Origin of the sequence: Ensifer soli, from assembly GCF_041928815.1 — a bacterium.
In the GTDB taxonomy this organism is placed as follows: Bacteria; Pseudomonadota; Alphaproteobacteria; order Rhizobiales; family Rhizobiaceae; genus JBHFEI01.
Map to the genome: position 1 here is coordinate 319294 of NZ_JBHFEI010000001.1, position 21062 is coordinate 340355.

Sequence of the window (21062 nt, forward strand, 5' to 3'; positions counted from 1 at the left end):
CGCCGGAAGCAGATCGCGATGCTTCGGATCCGTGCCCTTGCGCCCGTCCTTTCGCAAGACCGCCGGGTCTTGCGTGGCATGCCTCACTCGGCGGCGACCTTGCGGGACGCCGAGAGCTGCGTCAGCCAGGCGCGCAGCGACGCCGGGCGCACCGGCTTGTTCTGCAAGGCCACCGCGTCCTGCTCGGCGGCACCCCGCACCTCCGGCGAACGGTCGGCCGTGACGAGAAGGGCCGGGATCGCCGCGCCATAGGCCCGGCGCACGGCGGCGATCGCCAGGATGCCGGTGCCGTCGCCGAGATGATAGTCGGCGATGACCGCATCCGGAGGCGGCACCCCGGCGGGATCGATCGCTTCGCAGGCGGAAAGCGAATCGAGCGCGACGACGCTGCAGCCCCATCCGCCGAGCAGCACCCGCATGCCGTCGAGAATGCGCTTTTCGTTGTCGATGCAGAAGACGCGCAGGCCCGACAGCGGCTCGGAGGCGCGGACCGGCACCGGCGCGGGTTGCGTGCGGACACGGCCCGGGACATGCCGGTCGACCGGCAGGGTGACGCGGAACACCGTGCCGTGGCCCTGGCGCGACTGCAGGTCGACGGGGTGGTTCAGCACGCGGGCGATGCGGTCGACGATCGACAGGCCGAGGCCGAGGCCGGCGGCCGTGCGCGCACCTTCGTCGAGCCGGGCGAACTCCTTGAAGACGGTGCGGAACTTCGATGCTGGGATGCCGATGCCGGAATCGAAGACCTCGACCACCGCCCTGTCGGCACGGCGCCGCACGCCGACGAGGACACGGCCGGAGAGCGTGTACTTGATCGCGTTCGACACGAGGTTCTGCACCAGCCGGCGCAACAGGTTCGGGTCGGTGCGCACCGTAAGCGAGGTCGGCATGATCGTCAGCCGGAGGCCCTTGGCGCGGGCGATCGGCTGGAAATCGGTCTCGATGCGGCGCAAGAGCTCGTTCAGTTCGACCGACTGGATGCGCGGCTTCATCGCGCCGGTATCGAGGCGCGACAGGTCGAGCACGGCGCCGAGGATGGTCTCGACCGATTCGAGCGAGGAATCGATGTTCTGCACCAGGATGCGCTCGCTCGAATCGCCGAGGCGCTCGACCAGCGAGGAGGAATAGAGCCGGGCGGCGTTCAGCGGCTGGAGGATGTCGTGGCCGGCGGCGGCGAAGAAGCGCGTCTTGCCGATATTGGCGTCGTCGGCGGCGGCGCGCGCCTCGGCGAGTTCGCGGTTGACGCGGGTGAGCTCTGCGGTGCGCTCGGCGACGCGCTGTTCCAGCGTCTCGTTCGCCTGTTTCAGCGCCATGTCGGCGGCGACGCGCTGGGTGATGTCGGTATAGGTGGTGACGATGCCCTTGTCCGGCATGGCGTTGGTGCGCACCTCGATGATGCGCGCGCCGCCGGAAAGCGCGAGCTGGAACGGCGTGTCGAGGGTGAAGACATTCTCGACCAGCGCCTTTTCCTCGTCCGGGGCGATGTCGCCGCGCTCGACGAGGATCGAGACGATGCCGGCGAGCGGAAAGCCGACCTGGCCGGCATGCTCCGGCAGGTCGAGAAGCTGGCGGAAGCGGCGGTTCCAGGTGATCAGCGTGCTGGAGCTGTCGAAGACGGCGATGCCCTGGTCCATCTGCGACAGCGCCGTCTGCAGCATGTCCTGATTGTATTGCAGCGCCTCGCTCGCCTGGTCGAGCAGCCAGGCGGTGTCCGAGGAGGCATCGTCCATGCGCTGGAGCACGAGCGAGAGCACGAGACGGGCCGAGGACGAGCCGATGGCGCTGCCGAGAAGCTGCTCGGAGAAATGGACGAGCGCCATGTCGGCGGGTTCGGCATCGGCGAAGCGGCGACCGGACTGGCGCTCGTAGCTGGTGAACGAGCGGCGCATGCGCTCCTCGCCGAGATATTTGGCGATCGTCGTCTTCAGGTCGGCGACGGTGACCTTGGTCTTGCGGCCGCGAAAGCTGCGTTCGGAGCGGGATTTGCGCCGGATGAAGACGGCCGCCTGCAGCCGTTCCAGCGGCTTCGGCGCCCGCGTCATCGAGCCGACGACATAGGCGACGACATTGACGAGGAGGCTCAGCGCCACGGCATTGACGAGCGGATCGGCGGACGGCCCGGAAAACAGGCCATGGAAGGGAAAAAGGAAGGAGAGGACGGCGGCGGCGACCAGAGAATTGTCCGGCCCGCCGAGGCTCGGCAGGAAGAGGAGATAGGCCCAGACGAAGATGCCGGACAGCATGCCGGCGATCGCGCCGCGCGCATTCGCCTGGCGCCAGACGAGCCCGCCGAACAGCGCCGGCGCCATCTGGGCGATCGCGGCGAAGGCGAGCAGGCCGAGCGAGGCGAGCCCGGCGCTCATGTCGGCGGCGCGGTAATAGGCATAGCCGAGCAACAGCACGACGAGGATGGCGGTGCGGCGGATGTTGAGCAGCGTGCCCGCGATGCTGTCGACCTGCGCCGTGCGGCCCATCAGGTTGCGGCGCAGGAACACCGGCATGACGATGTCGTTCGACACCATGATCGACAGCGCGACGGAGGCGACGATGACCATGGCGGTCGCCGCCGAGAAGCCGCCGATGAAGGTGAAAAGCGTGAGCAGCGGCACGTCGCCGGCAAGCGGCAGGGTCAAAAGGTAGAGATCGGCCTCGCCGGTGCCGGAGAATTTCAGGATGCCGGCCAGCGCCACCGGCAGCACGGCGAGGTTGATCGCCACCAGATAGAGCGGGAAGAGGATGCCGGCGGTGCGCAGTTCCGCATCCGTGCGGTTCTCGACGACGGTGACGTGGAACTGGCGCGGCAGCATGATGATCGCCACGCAGGAAAGGCCGATCAGAAGCAGCCAGCGCGGCAGCGGCGTGTCGTACTGAAGCGCCGCGACCGCCTTCGGATGGGCGAGCGCCTGCGTCCAGAGGTCGCCCGGCCCGTCGAACAGGACGAACAGCACATAGGCGCCGGCGGCGAGCATGGCGACGAGCTTCACCACCGATTCCATCGAGATCGCCAGGATCAGCCCGTCCTGGTGCTCGGTCGCGTCCGTGTGGCGCGTGCCGAAGACGATGGCGAAACAGGCGAGGAACAGGGTGACGAGCAGCGGCAGGTCGATCGAGGCGGGGCCGGAGCCGAAGCCGTATTCGCTGGTGTCGATCATCGCGCTGACCGAGCTCGACACCGCCTTCAGCTGGAGCGCGATATAGGGAATGGCGCCGATCAGCGAGATCAGCGCGACGATGGCGGCGACCGCCGGGTTCTTCCCGTAGCGGGCGGCGATGAAATCGGCGACGGAGGTGAGCTTCTCCGCCTTGGCGAGCTGGATGATGCGGCGGATCAGCGGCAGGCCGAGCGTGAACATCAGGATCGGGCCGATATAGATGCCGGTGAATTCCAGCCCGTGTTCCGCCGCGAGCCCGACTCCGCCGAAATAGGTCCAGGAGGTACAGTAGATCGCAAGGCTCAGCGCATAGACGAGCGGCCGCCCTCGCGTCACCGGCGGGCGCCCGCGCGTCTTGCGGTCGCCATAGCTCGCCACGGCGAAGAGCAGCGTCAAATAGGCGAAGGCCGAAGCGAAGATCACGGACGCCGACAGCATTGTTTTTCCTCCGCCGCCAGCATAGGCCAAGCCCTCCGCGAAGAAAATCGGCACGGCCTCAGCCTTAAGTCATAGAGGGAGGCGGCCGTGACGCACCTTGATTGTGCCCCGGTACAGGCTAATCTCCGCCATGGGAGGCAACCCGGGGTCCCCTATGGCAGACAAAGCCCGCCTGTTCGGCTTCTGGAATCCGTCGCCGACGAAACACACGCCCTTCGAGGATGCGCAGGGCATCTTTTCCGGCGCGATGATCGCAGCGCTCGGCATCGGCATCCTGTCGAGCGCCGGGCTGCTCACCGGCGGCACCGCCGGCGTCGCCTTCCTGCTGCACTACGCAACGGGCTTAAGCTTCGGCCTGATGTTCTTCCTCGTCAACCTGCCCTTCTACTGGCTGTCGCTGCGCCGGCTCGGCTGGGGTTTCTCGACCAAGACCTTCATCGCCATCGCGCTGACCTCGCTGATCACCGAGGTGCAGCCGAAGCTGATCTCGGTCACCTCGATCAATCCCCTGTGGAGCGCGCTGCTCGGCGGCCTGCTGCTCGGCTTCAGCCTCTTGGCACTTTATCGCCACCGGGCGAGCCTCGGCGGCATCGGCATCCTCGCCGTCTACCTGCAGGACCGCTTCGGCTGGCCGGCCGGCATCGTCCAGCTCGCCTTCGACCTGACCGTGCTCGCCCTTTCCTTCGCCGTGCTCGAACCCCTCGTCATCGGCTGCTCGGTCGTCGGCGCGGTGACGCTCAACCTCTTCCTCGCCATCAACCACCGCAAGGATCGCTACATCGCGCTTTAGGCACGCCTTCATTTCGGCCGGCGATCGACTACATTCGGTCGTGTGAACCAGATCGATACCGCTTTTCCGTCCGAGACCGACCTCGTGCTGCCAAAACTCTTCGGCGACTGGTTCGCGCGAAAGGGCTGGCGTCCGCGGCCGCACCAGCTCGACCTGCTCATGCGGGTGCGGAGCGGCGAGGACATGCTGCTGATCGCGCCGACCGGCGCCGGCAAGACGCTGGCCGGCTTCCTGCCGTCGCTGGTGTCGCTGACGCAGCGCGGCCGCGTGCCGCCCGGCACCGCCTTCACCGGCATCCACACGCTCTACATCTCGCCGCTGAAGGCGCTCGCCGTCGACATCGAGCGCAACCTGATGGCGCCGGTCAGCGAGATGGGCCTGCCGGTCCGCGTCGAGAACCGCACCGGCGACACGCCGCAGGCGAAACGCCAGCGGCAGAAGCTCGACCCGCCCGACATCCTTTTGACGACGCCGGAGCAGCTGGCGCTGCTCCTGGCGAACGGCGAGGCCGGGCGGTTCTTCAAGGACCTGCGCCATGTCGTGCTCGACGAGCTCCATTCGCTGGTCACTTCGAAGCGCGGCCATCTCCTGGCGCTGGGGCTGGCGCGGCTCAGGGTGCTTTCGCCCGGCATGCGCGCGATCGGCCTGTCGGCGACGGTCGCCGATCCGATGGACCTGCAGCGCTGGCTGAGCCCCCAGTCAGACGGCGAGGACCGGCATGCCGGCCTGATCACCGTCGCCGGCGGGGCGAAGCCGGACATTTCCATCCTCGACACGGACGAGCGCGTGCCCTGGTCTGGCCATTCGGCCCGCTATGCGCTTCCCGGCATCTACGCGGCGATCAAGGCGCACCGGACGACGCTGATCTTCGTCAATACCCGCAGCCAGGCCGAGCTTCTGTTCCAGTCGCTCTGGTCGATCAACGAGGACACGCTGCCGATCGCGCTGCATCACGGTTCGCTCGATGTCGGCCAGCGACGGCGGGTGGAGGCTGCGATGTCGGAGAACCGGCTTCGCGCCGTCGTCGCCACCTCGACGCTCGACCTCGGCATCGACTGGGGCGATGTCGATCTCGTCATCCATGTCGGCGCGCCGAAGGGGGCGAGCCGGCTGGCGCAGCGCATCGGCCGCTCGAACCACCGGATGGACGAGCCGAGCAAGGCGATCCTGGTTCCCGCCAACCGATTCGAGGTGCTGGAATGCCAGGCGGCGCTCGATGCCAGTTCCCTCGGCGCGCAGGACACGCCGCCCGTCGGGCGCGGCGCGCTCGACGTGCTCGCCCAGCACGTGCTCGGCATGGCCTGCGCCGAGCCCTTCGATCCGCTCGCGCTCTACGACGAGATCCTGAGCGCCGCGCCCTATGCCGATCTGACCTGGGAGACCTTCGAGCGCGTCGTCGATTTCGTCGCGACCGGCGGCTACGCGCTGCGCGCCTATGACCGCTATGCCCGCATCCGCCGGACGCCGGAGGGGCGCTACCGCGTCGCCAATCCGAAGGTCGCCCAGCAGTACCGCCTCAACATCGGCACCATCATCGAATACCCGATGCTGAACGTCCGGCTCATCAAACCCGGCAGGGCGGCGGTGTCGCGCGGCGGCATGGCTCTCGGCAAGGTCGAGGAGTATTTCGTCGAGATGCTCTCGCCCGGCGACACGTTCCTCTTCTCCGGCAAGGTCTTGCGCTTCGAGGGCATCCGCGAGAACGAATGCCTCGTCTCCCAAGGCTACACGCTCGACCCGAAGGTACCCTCCTATGCCGGCGGAAAGTTCCCGCTCTCGACATATCTTGCCGACGGCGTGCGGCGCATGCTCGCCGACCCGGACGAGCAGACGCGCCTGCCGGACCAGGTGCGCGACTGGCTGGCGCTGCAGCGCGACGCCTCGATGCTGCCGGCCGAAAGCGACCTCCTGATCGAGACCTTTCCGCGCGGGCAGCGCTTCTACATGGTGATCTACGCCTTCGAGGGGCGGCTGGCGCACCAGACGCTCGGCATGCTGCTGACGCGCCGCCTCGACCGGGGCGGGCTGAAGCCGCTCGGCTTCGTCGCCACCGACTATGCGCTGGCGATCTGGGCGCTCGACGATCTCGGCCAGGCCTTCGCGGAACGGCTGCCGCTTGCCGGCCTCTTCGACGAGGACATGCTCGGCGACGATCTCGAAGCCTGGCTCGACGAATCCTTCCTCCTGAAGCGCACCTTCCGCAACTGCGCCGTGATCGGCGGGCTGATCGACCAGCGCCATCCGGGGCAGGAAAAGTCGGGCCGCCAGGTGACGGTCTCCGCCGACCTCATCTACGACGTGCTGCGCAGCCACGAGCCGGACCATATCCTGCTCGAGGCGACGCGCAACGATGCGGCAACGGGCCTTTTGGACATTCAGCGACTTGGCGATATGCTGAAGCGAATCAAGGGCCATATCGTCCACCGGAGGCTTTCGCGGATTTCGCCGCTCGCCGTGCCGGTGATGCTGGAGATCGGCAAGGAACCGGTGGCGGGCGAGGCGCAGGACGCCGTTCTCGCCGAAGCCGCCGAGGACCTGATCGAGGAAGCGATGGCGGGCCTTGCCCCCTGATCATCGGGGGCGGACACGGCACATGGAAAGATCGGCATGACACGCATCGCGCTCGCCACCGCGCCCCCGGACCTCGCCTTCGCACCGGTGGTCGAAACCGCCGTGAACGGCGTCCACGCCCTGCTCGATCCGCTCGGCGGCCTGGTCCTGCCCGATGACGGCATCCTCGTCGTCTCCGACCTGCATCTGGAAAAGGGCGCCGCCTTTGCCCGGCGCGGAATGATGCTGCCGCCCTACGACACGCTGGCGACGCTGAAGCTGCTCGCCCGCCTGGTCGACCGCCACGACCCGAAGGTCGTCGTCAGCCTCGGCGACACGTTCCACGACCGCGTCGGCGCCGCGATGATGCCGCAACCCTTCCGCGAGATGATCGCCGCGATGGCGCGCGGGCGCGAATGGATCTGGATCGCCGGCAACCATGATCCGGACGGCGTCGCCGACCTTCCGGGGGTCTTCCTAGACACCTTCCGCCACGGGGCGCTCACCTTCCGCCACGAGCCCTCGCTCGGACCGTCGACGCGCGGCGAGATCGCCGGGCACCTGCATCCGGCGGCCGTGGTGACGCGGCGGGAGAAATCCGTGCGCCGCGCCTGCTTCGCCACCGACGGCGCCCGGCTGATCATGCCGGCCTTCGGCGTCACCACCGGCGGGCTCGACCTCAGGCACAAGGCGATGACCGGCCTCTTCGACCGCGCCGCGCTGATCGCGCATCTCCTCGGCCGCGACCGGATCTATTCCGTGCGGTTTTCCAACCTCGCCGGCTGAGGTCAGAAGGCGTTGAAGGTCAGCGTCGTCAGCGAGCGGGCGATGCCCGGCACGCTTGCGATGCTGTCGTTGATGAACTTGCCGACGTCCTCGCCTTCCTCGACATAGATCTTCAGCAGAAGGTCGTAGTCGCCGCTGGTCGAGTACATTTCCGAGACGATTTCCTTGCGGTAGATCTCGTCGGCGACCGCATAGGTCTTGCCGGGCTGGCACTGGATCTGGACGAAAATCGGCTTCATCGGTCTTGCCTCGCTGTTTCAGCGCCCTGATGTGGGCCATCCGTCGCGCGCGGTCAATCCTTGCGGAAGGCGACGCTCGCGCCCCAGCCGGTGACGACGGCGAGCAGCACGGCGACGATGCCGTAGACGAGCGGCGATTCGTGCGCGGCGCGGGTGATCGCCTGTTCGAGGCCAGTCTTGACGACGCGCAGTTCCAGCGCCTTGGCCGAGACGAAGACGCCGTCGCGGAAGAGATAGGCGCGCACGATGTGCAGCCCGTTCGGCACGTTGGCGGGCAGGCGCAGCGAGGCGCGGAACAGGCTCGAACTGATGAAGTCGACGCCGCCGGGATTGCGCTCGAACACGCCGGACTTCTCGCGCAGGCGGCGGAAGGCGTTGCGAAATTCCGACATGTTCGATCCGTCGCCGAAATAGCCCATCGGCGTCAGCCGCAGGTGCTCGACGCCGATGCCCATGTTCGCAATGTCCTCGGGCGGGGCGATGAGGTCGAGGTCGCGCGTGCTCGACAGGGAATAGGATTCCGGCACGAGTTCGAAGGTCATCGAGCGCGTGTTGATCCAGATGCCGAAGACCCGCTCCTTGCGGCGCACCGTCGCATTGTCCTTCGGCCCCTCGAGCGCGACGACGATGTCGTACTTGCCCTGGGTCAGCAGCCGCTGGTCGAAGCCGTCGATGGCGCCGAAGATCGTCAGGTCCGCGCCGCGGAAATCGGAGGTGATCGCGATCTCGTCGGTGGAGATGCCGATGTCCAGCCGCTCGGTGAAGTCCTCCGTCGGCTGGGAGGCCGCCGGGGTGGCGGCCAGGCCCATCAGCACGGCGGCGAGGCGGAGAAGCCGCATCAGAAGCCCCCCGCCGAGACGACCGAATAGACATCCTCCGGCGTCAGCACCAGTTCGACGCCGAGCCTGAGGCCGACCGAGAGCACGAGAAGCGCGAGGAGCGCCCGCAACTGCTCGCCGCGCAGCTTCTGCCCGGCGCGCACGCCGTATTGCGCGCCGACGACGCCGGCGATCATCAGGAGAAAGGCGAGCACGATGTCGACGGAATAGCTCGTCGTCGCCTGGACGATGACGGTATAGGCCGAGACGAAGACGATCTGGAACAGCGAGGTGCCGACGACGACATTGGTCGGGATGCGCAAGAGGTAGATCATGGCGGGCACCATGACGAAGCCGCCGCCGACGCCCATGATCGAGGTGAGCATGCCGATGAGGAAGCCGAGCGTCACGACGGGGATGACGCTCAGATAGATCTTCGATTTCTTGAAGCGCATCTTCAGCGGCAGGCGGTGCACCCAGTTGTGCTGGCCGGGACGGCGCAGCGCCACCTTCTCGTTGCGCGCGGCCTTGCGCATCGCCCGCACGCTTTCCATCAGCATCAGCGTGCCGACGGTGCCGAGCAGCACGACATAGAGCAGCGAGATCACCAGGTCGAGCTGGCCGAGCCGCTTGAGGATCGAGAAGAGAAAGGCACCGAGCGTCGCGCCGCAAAGGCCGCCGACGAGCAGCACCGTGCCGAGCTTGACGTCGATCGTGCCGCGGCGGAAATGGGTGATCGAGCCCGAGATCGACGAGGCGACCACCTGGTTGGCGCCGGTCGCCACCGCGACGACGGGAGGAATGTTGTAGAAGATCAGCAGCGGCGTGATCAGGAAGCCGCCGCCGACGCCGAACATGCCGGACAGGAAGCCGACGGCCGCGCCCATGCCGAGGATGATCAGTATGTTGACCGACAACTCGGCGATGGGCAGATACACCGTCACAGGCGAACCCCGAAAACGTCAAAAAGGCGCCCGACGACGCGACAGCGTTGCGACCGTGCCGCGATCGGCCCGGCCTATGAAGAAGCGGATCGAAGTGCCTCTGCGCGCTTGAAAAACGCCGCGCGGCCCCTCTTTTTCATGCGCCGCCCATCCTGACCTGTCAACCGTGTCGGGACGATGGCGGAGCCGCCGCTCCGCCCCGGACGGCGATCAGGAGTTGCGCTTCAGCAGCTCCTTGATGAGCGCGTCGGTGATCTCGCCCGTCGGCTCCTGGCCGATCGATGTCTGGAACGCCTTGATCGCGGCGACCGTCTTCTTGCCCATCTGGCCGTCCGGCCGGCCGGCGTCGAAGCCGTTGTTGTTGAGGATCGCCTGGATGTTGCGCACCGCCTTCTTCATGTCGACAGAGGCGGTCTTCAGCGGCTCGCCCGCCCAGGCGTCCGGAACCTCGGCCGCATTGGCATTGCTGTCGACCGGGGCCGGCTTCCAGTCCTCGAACATCTTCTTCGCGGCCGTCAGCTGCTCCGGGCGCATCGCCTGGCCCACCTCGTCGCGCTTCTGCGCCGCGTCCTGGTCGCCGTCGCGCGCGGCGATCGCGAACCACTTGTAGGACTGCTCCAGATCCTGCGGCACGCCGTTGCCGCGGGCAAAGAGGATGGCGAGGTTGAACTGGCTGTCGCGCACGCCGAGCTCGGCCGCCTTCTCGAACCAGGTGCCGGCGGCGGCGAAATCGGGCGCGCCGACGGAGCCGCTCGCATACATGACGGCAAGGTTGTGCATGGCGCTGGCATTGCCCTTGGCGGCGGCCTCCTCGTAGAACGCCTTTGCCTTGGGAAGATCGCGCGCGACCCCCGTTCCCTTTTCATAGAGGTTGCCGAGGCGATAGAGCGCCGGCGCGAAACCGCTGTCGGCGGCATGCTGGTACCACTTGGCGGCCTCGGCCGGATCCGCCTTGACGCCGCGGCCCTCGGTGTAGCGCGCGCCGACCTCGAAATAGGCGAGCGGATCGCCGCCCTTGACGGCGGCGACCAGCGCCTCGGGACCAAGGCCGACGGGCACCTCGATCGGCGCGGCGACGGCAGCCGGCGCCTCCGGCAGCGGCTCGATGGCGGCGGCGGGATCGCCGGCCGGCGCGTCGATACCGCCTGCGGGCGCGACCGCGGCCGACGTCTCCTGCGCCGGCTCCGAGACCGGCCCGTCCGTCGGCTCCAGGGTCTCGAAAGTGCCTGCCTGTGGCGTCGGCGACGGTGTCGCCAGTGCGCTTGCCGTTTCGCCGGCGGAATCGGGAGCCCGGGTCTCGTCGGCGGCAACGGCCGGATCCGCGTCGTCGGTGGCCGTCTCGCCCACGGTCTCGCTGATCGCGGCGACGGGGGCGTCGGGGGCCGCGTCGCCGCGCACCAGCGTGTTGACCAGCGGCAGGGACATGACGACGAGAAGGATCGCGCCGACGGCCATCATGATCGGCCGGCGGTTGCGGGCGAAGACGCCGCCGGCGGCGGACGGCACGCCCGGACGGCTGGCGCGCAGATTGCCGTCGACCTCCTCGGCGGCGTTCTGCGCCGCACGCCGGGCGGCGGCGATGAAATCGGCCTTGTCTGCGTCGGCGGAGGCCCCCGCCGAGGCGCGGGCCATCTGGCCGGCGCGGACCCGCTCCAGGATCTTCTTGACGTCCGGCACGCCGGAGCCGGGTTCCAGGAGCTGGTTGGCCTCCTCGGGCGCCATTGCCAGCGACGGATCGATCGAGGGCACGGGATCGGCGGCGGGGCGGGCCGCATCGAGCGAGGCGGCCTCCTTCTTTGCCGAGAAGCGCCGCGCGAGCCCGGCGATCAGTCCAGTCCTGCCGGCCTTGGCCTCGACGTCGGCGACCGACCGCGACGGGGCTGCCGCCTCGCGCCGGACGACCGGAGCCGCCGGCGCCGTGTCGAAATCGTCCTCGTCCTCATCCTCGAAACGCGGCTGCGACGCCTTCGGCATGGACGGGCGACGGCCGCGCAGCGTCCGCTCCGCCACGGCGCCCGCCTCGGCGATCCGCGCCTGTTCGCCCTGCTCCTCCAGCTTTTCCAGCTTCGTCGCGATCTGGACGAGCGTGTCGTGCAGCGCCTCGAAGGTGCGCGCGGTGCGCTCCTCGCTGGAGCGGCTCATCGCTTCCAGCGCCTTGAGATCGTCCGCGAGGCCGGCGATCGCGGCGACGTCGGCCGTGCCGGCGGCCTGCAGGGCACCGTTGCGGGAATAGGCCTCCATCACCGCCTCGGCGGCCTGGCGGGCCGCCTCGATGATGTATTCGTCGCTCGTCGCCAGGTAATCCTCGAGCGCGCTCATTCGGCTTTCGAAAGTCGCCGTCAGCTCGGCCGAATCGCCGCGCGGCTGGCTGACGAGGCTCGACAGGTTGGCGATCTGCGCCTCGAGGCTGCGCAGCGCGTCGCGGTCGTCGACGGGGGCGACATGGGCCTCCTCGAGCCGGATGGCGATGTCCTGCAGCCGGTCCTCGAGCCGCTCGAAGCGGCGGTCGTCGAGGCGGGGCTGCTGAGAGGGCTGAAAACCATCGATCCGGCGGGCGAGATCGTCCAGCCGCTCGGCGAGCACGGCATTGACCTCGCCGGAATCGAGCGCCTCGATCTTGCGGGAAATGTCCGACAGATGGGCGTCGAGATCGGGCATCTCGTGGGCCCGCGACTGTTCGAGCGCAACGGAAAGCTGGGCGATGCGCTCCTCGAGCCGCACGACGGCCGCCTTCTCGCTCGCCAGTTCCTCGACGCGGGCGGCCAGCGCCTCGATGCGCGGCGTCAGCGTGTCGGCCGGTGCGGCCAGCGCGTCGATCTGGCGCGAGAGGCCGACGAGCCGGTCCTCGAGGCGGCCGGTGGCGGCCTCCGCGGCACCGGGCGTGCGGCCGCTCGCGACGATGGCGCGGCTGATCTCGTCGAGGCGGGCGTCGAGGTCGGCGAACTGCGAATCCAGCCGCTCGTCCGGACGCATCTGCCGGCCGAGCATCTCGATCGCCTTGGCGACCGAGATCAGCTTGTCCTCGACGCCGACGATCGCGCTCGCCGAATTGAGCGAGCCGATCTGCGTCTTGATGTCGTCGAGCCGGTGGGCGAGCGCCAGCAGTTCGTCGTCGCGGTTTCGGTCGAAGATCTTCAGGCGGTCCTCGACGCCGGTCCAGCGCGTCTCGATGCGCTTGACGCTGTCCTCGCGGGCGAGCCCGTCGATGACGCTGCGCAGGCCGTCGAGCTCGACCCGCAGGGCATCCGCATGGGCGGGCGAGGCCTGGCGGCCGAGCTGGTTGATGCTGTCGGCGAGCTTCTGCAGGTCGGAGCGCACCTCGTCGGGAAAGTTCTGGTCGCCGGCATCGGCCTTCAGGCTGCGGATCTCGGCGCGCAACGCCGCCATCTCGCGGTTGACGCCCTCGGCGATCTCCTTCTTCAGGTCGTGGCGCAGCGACACCAGCGATTCGGCGATGTCGGTCATGTCGCCGGCACCCCGCACGTCGCGCTGCGGCTCGCGCGGCGCCGGCTGCGGATCGCGAAAATGCTGGGCGAAGGCCGGCTCGCGCTCGGCACGGCGCTGCGGCGTGCGCGCATCCGGCTCGGCGTCGCGGCCGAGCGGCTCGCGCGCGGCCTGCAGGGCGCGCTGGCGCTGGACGATCTCGGAAACGGATTCGCGCCGGATCGTCTCGCGGTCGGCGGCAGGACGCGGGCGCTGGTCCCGCCCCGGCGTGCCGATCAGCCCCTCGATCCGTGCCTCCAGTCCCTCGATCGTGCGGTTCAGCGCATCGAGCGACGACCGTTCGCCGAGGCCTGCGCCTGCGCGGGGAGGAGTGGTTCGCGATCCGTTCATCTGTTCTTCGCCCTTGTCGCCAGTCGGAGGTGGCAATCTCGTTTCGCAAGGGGCCCTTCGTGATGCAGTCTGCGCATCGGAGGCCGGAACGAAGCTTGCGGGCACGCGAAGAACAGGACTGCCGCCACTTCAAACCTTGCGGCTTCACCATCGTCGAAACGTGGTAAACAAGCCGTTAACCAGCCTGAAGTTTTTTTAACGAGTGCGGCGGCGGCTCAGGCCGCGCGGGCGACGAGGCGGCGCCGGCGCAGCCTCGGCCAGAGGATGAGCCAGCTGACGAGCACGAGATTGACGCAGTTCCAGAGAAAACCGTGCAGGAAGGCGAGGCGGTAGGAGCCGGTGGCATCGAAGATGTAGCCGGCGGCGAGGCCGCCGCAGGCCATGCCGAGAACGGTCGCCATCAGCACGAGGCTGATGCGCATGCCGGCCTCGCGCGGCGGCAGGAACTGGCGGATGATCACCGCATACATCGGCACGATGCCGCCCTGGAACAGGCCGAACAGGCCGGAGATCACATAAAGCGACGACTGGCTGTTGAAGAACACGTAGAGCATCAGCGCCGCCGCCTGCATGGAGGAGCCGAGGATCAGCATCGGCCCGGCGCCGATCCGGTCGGCGAGCACGCCGGAGGCGAGCCGGCTGACGACGCCGAGCCCCAGCATCAGGGCGATGATCTGCGTTCCGATCGCGACGCCGTAGCCGAGATCGCCGCAATAGGCGACGAGGTGGACCTGCGGCATCGACATCGCCATGCAGCAGGCGAAGCCGGCGACGACGAGAACGGCCTGCAGCACGTTGGGTTTCAGGCCGAGTTCGCCGCGCGCCGCCTCCGTCGCGGCTTCGGCCTGGAGATAGGTCGCGCTCTGCAGGCGCCGTTTCAGCAGGAGGCCGACCGGCACCATCACCAGCGGTGCGAACAGGCCGATCGCGACATGGGTCGCCCGCCAGCCTTGCGTCGCCTGGAGGTGCTCGATGACGAGCGGCCACACCGCGCCCGCGAGATAGCTGCCGGAGGCGGCGAAGGCGACCGCGAGCGCCCGGTGCCGGCGGAACCAGTGCGACAGGTCCGAGATCAGCGGCGCGAAGCCCGCCGCCGAGCCAAGGCCGATCACCGCCGAAAGGGCGGAATACTGCCAGAGGCTGGTGGTGAAGGCGGCCGCGACATAGCCGATGCCGAGCAGGACGGCGCCGATCAGCACCGGCGCGACGATGCCGACCCGGTCGGCGAGCCGGCCCATGGCGACGCCGCCGAAGGCAAAGCCGAGCATGGTGCAGGTATAAGGCAGGGACGCGCCGCCGCGCACCGTGCCGAACTCGATCTCGAGGATCGGCAGCAGGACGACGACCGACCAGTTGCCGACGCAGGCGACCGTGCCGAGAACGAGCGTGAGGAACAGCCGGAACCAGGCATAGGGCGAATCGACCTCGCCCCTTCCGTCGCCGTCCGTCCGGCGTCCCGAGATCGACATCGCACACTCCTCCAGATCCGTAGTGCCTCCGGCGTTGACCTGTCACCGCGCGCCGGCGCCGTCAAGCGTCTCCGTCTCGATCGGCGATGGCCCGTCCCCGACCGGGCATGTCCCGGCGGGGTCGGGATCGTCAACCGGGTGCGCAAAGACGCCCGTATCGCGGCGATCGCCGCTCCCGCATCGGCCCTTCGCCTCGATCCGGGGCGGCAACGGCGTCGAAGACGGCAGCGTCGCCGCGGCAGAGACCCGTGGAGGACGTGGCGGTCGCGGCACCGGTTCCGCCGGCATGAGGTCGGCGCACGGAAAAAGGCCGTGCCTCCCCCTGCGCGCGACTGCCCCCGTCTTCGGGCCGGACGCGGGCAGTGAGGAAACGTAAGGGATCTCGCCCTTACACTGGGCGAGGCCGGACGGGCGGAGCACGGGCTGCGGGAATTTTTGACGTTTACGCGAACGTCAAAAATCCCTAGGCTGACCCGACATCGCGGGACGGCGGAGGCGCGGCGGAGCACCGCCCAGAAAAGGTGAGGACTGAGATGCCTGTCTACAAGGCCCCGGTGACGGATACGCTTTTCGTGCTCGACGACGTGCTGGACATCGGGCGCCACGGCGCCCTGCCGGGTTTCGGCGAGGCGAGCGCCGAGACGGTCGAGGCGATCCTCACCGAGGCGGCGAAGCTTGCCGAGGACGTGCTGTTTCCGCTCAACCTTTCCGGCGACCGGGAGGGCTGCACGCGCCAGGCCGACGGCCGCGTCACCACGCCTCAAGGGTTTCGCGAGGCATTCGGCCTCTATCGCGACAGCGGCTGGCTCGGCCTCGCCATTCCGGAGGAGCATGGCGGACAGGGCCTGCCCTACACGCTGCACACGGCGGTCGGCGAATATTTCTCCGCCGCCAACATGGCCTTCACCATGTATCCGGGCCTGACGCAGGGAGCGATCGCCGCGATCCTCGTCCATGGCAGCGCGGAGCAGAAGGCGACCTACCTGCCGAAAATGGTGGAGGGGCGCTGGACCGGCACGATGAACCTGACGGAACCCCATTGCGGCACCGATCTCGGCCTGCTGCGGACGAAGGCGGTTCCGCAGGGCGACGGCAGCTACCGGATCACCGGCCAGAAGATCTTCATCTCCGCCGGCGAGCACGATCTTTCCGACAACATCGTCCATCTGGTGCTTGCCCGCATCGAGGGCGCGCCGGAGGGAACCAAGGGCATCTCGCTGTTCATCGTGCCGAAATTCCAGGTGAACGAGGACGGGACGCCCGGTGCGGCGAACGGCGTCACCTGCGGCGCGATCGAGCACAAGATGGGCATCCACGCCAATGCCACCTGCGTGATGAACTATGACGGCGCGATCGGCCAGCTGATCGGCACGGAGAATCGCGGCCTCAACGCCATGTTCGTGATGATGAACGAGGCCCGGCTCGGCGTCGGCATGCAAGGCCTGTCGATCGCCGAGGTCGCCTACCAGAATGCCGCCGCCTATGCGCGCGAACGGCTGCAGGGCCGGGCGCTGACGGGCGCGAAGGCGCCGGCAAAGGCGGCCGATCCGATCATCGTCCATCCGGACGTGCGCCGCACGCTGATGACGATCCGCGCCTTCACCGAGGCGGGCCGCGCCTTCACGCTGTGGACGGCGCTGAAATCCGACATCGCCCACCGCTCCGGCGACGCCGCCGAGCGCCAGGCGGCCGACGACCTGCTCGGCCTGATGACGCCGATCCTCAAGGGCGTGATGACCGACCGCGGCTTCGACCACACGGTGATGGCGCAGCAGGTCTTCGGCGGCCACGGCTATATCGAGGAGCATGGCATGAGCCAGTATGTGCGCGACGCGCGCATCGCCATGATCTACGAGGGCGCCAACGGCATTCAGGCGCTCGACCTCGTCGGCCGCAAGCTCGGCCAGAACGGCGGACGGGCGATCATGGCGCTGTTCAAGGAAATCGGCGATTTCTGCGAGGAGAACCGCAGCGACGAAAAGCTCGTCGTCTACACCAAGGCGCTGAAGAAGGGATTGGGCGACCTGCAGGCCGCGACCATGTGGTTCATGGCCAATGCGCTCGCCAGGCCCGACAATGCCGGCGCCGGCTCGACCGACTACATGCACCTCTCCGGCCTCGTCATGCTCGGCTACATGTGGGCGAAGATGGCGAAGGCGGCGGAAGAAAAGCTGGCCGCGGGTGAAGCTGACAATGCCGCGTTCCTCAAGGCCAAGCTGGTGACGGCGCGTTTCTTCATGGAACGGCTGCTGCCGGAAACCGCCCTGCGCAAGGCCCGCATCGAGGCGGGCGCGGACACGACGATGGCGCTGGAGGCGGATAGATTTTGAGCGCATTCCGCCGAACCCGACCGCGCAAGACGGATTGACCCCTCGCCTGGCGCCACTACAACCACATCATCAGGCAGGATGACTGCTCCACGGGAGTTCTTACGACCATGACCGACGTCTTCATCTACGACCATGTGCGCACCCCGCGCGGGCGCGGCAAGAAGGACGGCGCGCTGCACGAGGTGCCGTCGGTCCGGCTCGCGGCCAAGGTGCTGGAGGCGATCCGCGACCGCAACGGTCTGGACACCGCCGAAGTCGACGACATCATCATGGGTTGCGTCGACCCCGTGATGGATGCCGGCGCCGTCATCGCCAAGGGGGCCGCCTTCGAGGCCGGCTATGCGACGCGGGCGCCGGGCATGCAGATCTCGCGCTTCTGCGCCTCCGGGCTCGACGCCGTCAACCTTGCGGCGGCCAAGATCGCGCAAGGGGCGGACGATATCGCCATTGCCGGCGGCGTCGAGAGCATGTCGCGCGTCGGCCTCGGCATGGCGGGCGGCGCCTGGTTCATGGACCCGTCCGTCAACCTGCCGGCCTACTTCATGCCGCAGGGCGTCTCCGCCGACCTGATCGCCACGAAATACGGGTTTTCCCGCGACGACGTCGATGCCTATGCGGTGGAGAGCCAGAAGCGCGCGGCCCATGCATGGGCGAGCGGCTATTTCGATCGCTCGGTCGTACCCGTAAAAGACCAGAACGGGCTGACCATTCTCGACCGCGACGAGCACATGCGCCCCGGCACGGACATGCAGGCGCTGGCGGCGCTGAACCCTTCCTTCCAGATGCCGGGCGAGATGGGAGGCTTCGAATCCGTCGCCATCCAGGCTCATCCCGAGATCGAGCGCCTCACTTATGTCCACCATGCCGGCAATTCGTCGGGCATCGTCGATGGCGCGGCCGCCGTGCTCATCGGCTCGAAGGCCGGCGGCGAGGCGATGGGGCTGAAACCGAGGGCAAGAATCCGTGCCTTCGCCAATACCGGCTCCGATCCGGCGCTGATGCTCACCGGCCCCGTCGACGTCACGGAAAAGCTGCTGAAGCGCTCGGGCATGTCGCTCTCGGACATCGACCTCTTCGAGCTCAACGAAGCCTTCGCCGCCGTGGTGCTGCGCTACCGCCAAGCCTTCGACATTTCCTCCGACATCATCAACGTCAATGGCGGAGCGATCGCCATGGGCCATCCGCTCGGCGCCACCGGGGCGATGATCCTCGGCACCGTGCTCGACGAACTGGAACGCCGCGATCTCAACACCGCGCTGGTGACGCTCTGCATCGGCGCCGGCATGGGCACCGCGACGATCATCGAACGCGTCTGAGCCGGGGAGAACAGACTATGACCTACACCAACTTCTCCATCGAGACCGACGCCGACGGCCTCGCGCTCGTCACCTGGGACATGCCGGGCCGGTCGATGAACGTCATCACCCAGGAGGTGCTGGCGGAACTCGATGCGATCGTCGATCAGGTCGCCTCGGACGCTGCGGTCAAGGGCGCGGTCGTGACGTCCGGCAAGGCCGCCTTTTCCGGCGGCGCCGATCTTTCGATGATCAAGGGCATGTTCTCCTTCTACGAAGAGCAGAAGCGGACAGATCCCGACCACGCGGCGGAAAAGCTGTTCGAGCTCGCCGGCAGCCTCACCCGCGTCTTCCGCAAGCTCGAAACCTGCGGCAAGCCCTGGGTCGCGGCGATCAACGGCACCTGCATGGGCGGCGCCTTCGAACTGGCGCTCGCCTGCCACGGCCGCGTCGCCGCCAACACGGCATCGGTGAAGATCGCCCTTCCCGAGGTCAAGGTCGGCATCTTTCCCGGCGCCGGCGGCACCCAGCGCGTGCCCCGCCTGACCAACACGCAGGACGCCCTGCAGATGATGACGACCGGCCAGACGCTCACCCCGCAGCGCGCCAGGGCGATGGGCCTCGTCCACGAGATCGTCGATCCGGATAGACTCATCGAGGCGGCGAAGGCGATGCTGAAGGCGGGCCTGAAGCCCGTCCAGCCCTGGGACGAGCGCGGCTTCAAGGTGCCGGGCGGCGGCGTCTGGACGCCCGCCGGCGGTCAGCTCTGGCCGGCGGCCTCGGCGATCCTGCGGCGCGAGACCTATGGCAACTTCCCCGGCGCGACGGCGATCCTCAAATGCGTCTATGAAGGCCTGCAACTGCCCTTCGACACGGCGCTGAAGGTCGAGCAGCGCTATTTCACCGAGATCCTGCAGACGACCGAAGCGTTTTCGATGATCCGCTCGCTGTTCATTTCGATGCAGGAACTCGGCAAGGGCGCGCGCCGGCCGGCCGGCATTGCGAAATCGCGCTTCGCCAAGATCGGCGTCGTCGGCGCCGGCTTCATGGGCGCGTCGATCGCCTATGTGACGGCCGCCGCCGGCATTCCGGTGACGCTGATCGACCGCGACATCGCGGCGGCGGAAAAGGGCAAGGCGCATTCGGAAAAGCTGGTGAAGGACAGCGTCGGCAAGGGCCGTTTCAGCCAGGAAGAGGGCGAGGCGCTGCTTGCCCGCATCACGCCGTCGGCCGACTATCAGGATCTCGCCGATGCCGGCCTCGTCATCGAGGCGGTGTTCGAGGACCGGGCGGTCAAGACCGCCGTGATCAAGGCGGTCGAAGCCGTGATCGCGCCGGACGCGATCTTCGCCTCCAACACCTCCACCCTGCCGATCTCGGGTCTGGCCGAAACCTCGATCCGGCCGGAGCAGTTCATCGGCATCCACTTCTTCTCGCCTGTGGAAAAAATGATGCTGACCGAGGTGATCCTCGGGGAGAAGACCGGCGACGGGGCGCTGGCGACCGCGCTCGATTTCGTCGCCGCGATCAGGAAGACGCCGATCGTCGTCAACGACACGCGCGGCTTCTACGTCAACCGCTGCGTCTTCCGCTACATCCACGAAGCCTATGACATGCTGATCGAGGGCGTGCCGCCGGCGATGATCGAGAATGCGGCGAAGATGGCCGGCATGCCGGTCGGACCGCTGTCTCTCAACGACGAGGTGGCGATCGATCTCAGCCAGAAGATCCTGAAGGCCTCGATCGCCGATCTCGGCGCGGCCTCCGTCGATCCGGAGCACATGGCGCTGATCGACCGGATGGTCGACGATCTCGACCGGCGCGGCCGCAAGAACGGCCACGGCTTCTACGAATATCCGGCGAAGCCCGCGAAGAAATATCTCTGGCCGGAGCTGAAGACCTTCTACCCGCAGCAGCCGGCGGAGGCGGTCGATGTCGAGGTCTTGAAGAGCCGCTTCCTCGTCACCATCGCGCTGGAGGCGGCCCGCACCGTCGAGGAGGGCATCGTCACCGATCCGCGCGAGGCGGATGTCGGCTCGATCCTCGGCTTCGGCTTTGCGCCCTATACCGGGGGGACGCTCAGCTATATCGACGGCATGGGCGTGAAGGCCTTCGTCGCGCTCTGCGAACGGCTCGCGGCCGACCACGGCGACCGCTTCCGCCCGACGGCGCTGCTTGAGGAGATGGCGGCGAAGGGCGAGACCTTCTACGGCCGCTTCGACCCTTACGCGAAGAGCAGGGCGGCCTAAAGCGTGTCTCGCAAAGGTGTGCAGCAGTCTTGCGAAAAGACACGCGTAGAAACAAAGACCTAAAGCTTACAAGCGAATCTGAAAGATCGCGACACGCTTTAAGCCATGTCCAGCCGGAGCGGGATCGCTTCGGCGTCGGACACAGCGCAGAAGCCAGAGGAGAGAGCG

12 protein-coding genes are annotated in these 21062 nt (G+C 68.0%); 6 read left to right on the top strand and 6 right to left on the bottom strand.

Translation table 11 applies throughout. From position 1 onward, the window contains the following. Nucleotides 1–83: 83 nt before the first annotated feature. Nucleotides 84–3590, bottom strand: coding sequence for a PAS domain-containing hybrid sensor histidine kinase/response regulator (locus ACEVQ6_RS01440; RefSeq protein WP_374887103.1), 3507 nt, complete (start codon nt 3588–3590; stop codon nt 84–86). A gap of 154 nt (nt 3591–3744) precedes the next feature. On the opposite strand from ACEVQ6_RS01440, the gene ACEVQ6_RS01445 reads away from it, so the two are divergent. From ACEVQ6_RS01445 to pdeM, 3 genes are read left to right on the top strand one after another with little or no spacing between them, the layout of a single operon-like run. After that, on the top strand, nt 3745–4380 hold the full coding sequence (locus ACEVQ6_RS01445; RefSeq protein WP_374887104.1) for a YitT family protein: 636 nt from the start codon (nt 3745–3747) through the stop codon (nt 4378–4380). A 42-nt stretch (nt 4381–4422) separates the two neighbouring features. After that, nucleotides 4423–6951, top strand: coding sequence for a ligase-associated DNA damage response DEXH box helicase (locus ACEVQ6_RS01450; protein ID WP_374887105.1), 2529 nt, complete (start codon nt 4423–4425; stop codon nt 6949–6951). A 36-nt stretch (nt 6952–6987) separates the two neighbouring features. Further along, nucleotides 6988–7716, top strand: coding sequence for a ligase-associated DNA damage response endonuclease PdeM (gene pdeM / locus ACEVQ6_RS01455; RefSeq protein ID WP_374887106.1), 729 nt, complete (start codon nt 6988–6990; stop codon nt 7714–7716). Nucleotides 7717–7718: 2 nt separating this feature from the next. On the opposite strand, the gene ACEVQ6_RS01460 is transcribed toward pdeM, so the two are convergent. The 5 genes from ACEVQ6_RS01460 to ACEVQ6_RS01480 all read right to left on the bottom strand — a co-directional run bounded on the left by ACEVQ6_RS01460 (nt 7719) and on the right by ACEVQ6_RS01480 (nt 15020). Continuing rightward, nucleotides 7719–7955: an Lrp/AsnC ligand binding domain-containing protein gene (locus tag ACEVQ6_RS01460; RefSeq protein WP_374887107.1), complete on the bottom strand. Its 237-nt coding sequence runs from the start codon at nt 7953–7955 to the stop codon at nt 7719–7721. Between the two features lie 53 nt (nt 7956–8008). After that, nucleotides 8009–8794 carry a TIGR02186 family protein gene (locus ACEVQ6_RS01465; protein WP_374887108.1) on the bottom strand — a complete coding sequence of 262 codons (786 nt, stop codon included), beginning with the start codon at nt 8792–8794 and terminating at the stop codon, nt 8009–8011. Continuing rightward, entirely contained in the window at nt 8794–9717 is a 924-nt protein-coding gene (locus ACEVQ6_RS01470; RefSeq protein WP_374887109.1) for a sulfite exporter TauE/SafE family protein, read from the bottom strand. Before ACEVQ6_RS01470 ends, ACEVQ6_RS01465 begins: the two co-directional genes overlap by 1 nt. Nucleotides 9718–9927: 210 nt before the next feature. Next, entirely contained in the window at nt 9928–13551 is a 3624-nt protein-coding gene (locus ACEVQ6_RS01475) for a peptidoglycan-binding protein (RefSeq protein WP_374887110.1), read from the bottom strand. A gap of 215 nt (nt 13552–13766) precedes the next feature. Beyond that, nucleotides 13767–15020 (bottom strand): MFS transporter, encoded by a 1254-nt coding sequence (locus tag ACEVQ6_RS01480; protein ID WP_374887111.1) that lies wholly within the window; start codon nt 15018–15020, stop codon nt 13767–13769. Nucleotides 15021–15553: 533 nt separating this feature from the next. On the opposite strand from ACEVQ6_RS01480, the gene ACEVQ6_RS01485 reads away from it, so the two are divergent. From ACEVQ6_RS01485 to ACEVQ6_RS01495, 3 genes are all read left to right on the top strand, one after another. Continuing rightward, nucleotides 15554–17350, top strand: coding sequence for an acyl-CoA dehydrogenase (locus ACEVQ6_RS01485; protein ID WP_374887112.1), 1797 nt, complete (start codon nt 15554–15556; stop codon nt 17348–17350). A 107-nt stretch (nt 17351–17457) separates the two neighbouring features. Beyond that, the gene (locus tag ACEVQ6_RS01490; protein WP_374887113.1) at nt 17458–18666 is read left to right on the top strand and encodes an acetyl-CoA C-acetyltransferase; all 1209 of its coding nucleotides are present in this window, start codon (nt 17458–17460) and stop codon (nt 18664–18666) included. A gap of 17 nt (nt 18667–18683) precedes the next feature. Continuing rightward, nucleotides 18684–20894: a 3-hydroxyacyl-CoA dehydrogenase NAD-binding domain-containing protein gene (locus tag ACEVQ6_RS01495; RefSeq protein WP_374887114.1), complete on the top strand. Its 2211-nt coding sequence runs from the start codon at nt 18684–18686 to the stop codon at nt 20892–20894. Nucleotides 20895–21062 lie beyond the last annotated feature (168 nt).

Bases quoted from the DNA above. Each gene is read 5' to 3' on its own strand.
- ACEVQ6_RS01440 (WP_374887103.1), bottom strand. From the start codon at position 3,590: ATGCTGTCGGCGTCCGTGATCTTCGCTTCGGCCTTCGCCTATTTGACG.
- ACEVQ6_RS01445 (WP_374887104.1), top strand. From the start codon at position 3,745: ATGGCAGACAAAGCCCGCCTGTTCGGCTTCTGGAATCCGTCGCCGACG.
- pdeM (WP_374887106.1), top strand. From the start codon at position 6,988: ATGACACGCATCGCGCTCGCCACCGCGCCCCCGGACCTCGCCTTCGCA.
- ACEVQ6_RS01460 (WP_374887107.1), bottom strand. From the start codon at position 7,955: ATGAAGCCGATTTTCGTCCAGATCCAGTGCCAGCCCGGCAAGACCTAT.
- ACEVQ6_RS01465 (WP_374887108.1), bottom strand. From the start codon at position 8,794: ATGCGGCTTCTCCGCCTCGCCGCCGTGCTGATGGGCCTGGCCGCCACC.
- ACEVQ6_RS01475 (WP_374887110.1), bottom strand. From the start codon at position 13,551: ATGAACGGATCGCGAACCACTCCTCCCCGCGCAGGCGCAGGCCTCGGC.
- ACEVQ6_RS01480 (WP_374887111.1), bottom strand. From the start codon at position 15,020: ATGTCGATCTCGGGACGCCGGACGGACGGCGACGGAAGGGGCGAGGTC.
- ACEVQ6_RS01485 (WP_374887112.1), top strand. From the start codon at position 15,554: ATGCCTGTCTACAAGGCCCCGGTGACGGATACGCTTTTCGTGCTCGAC.
- ACEVQ6_RS01490 (WP_374887113.1), top strand. From the start codon at position 17,458: ATGACCGACGTCTTCATCTACGACCATGTGCGCACCCCGCGCGGGCGC.
- ACEVQ6_RS01495 (WP_374887114.1), top strand. From the start codon at position 18,684: ATGACCTACACCAACTTCTCCATCGAGACCGACGCCGACGGCCTCGCG.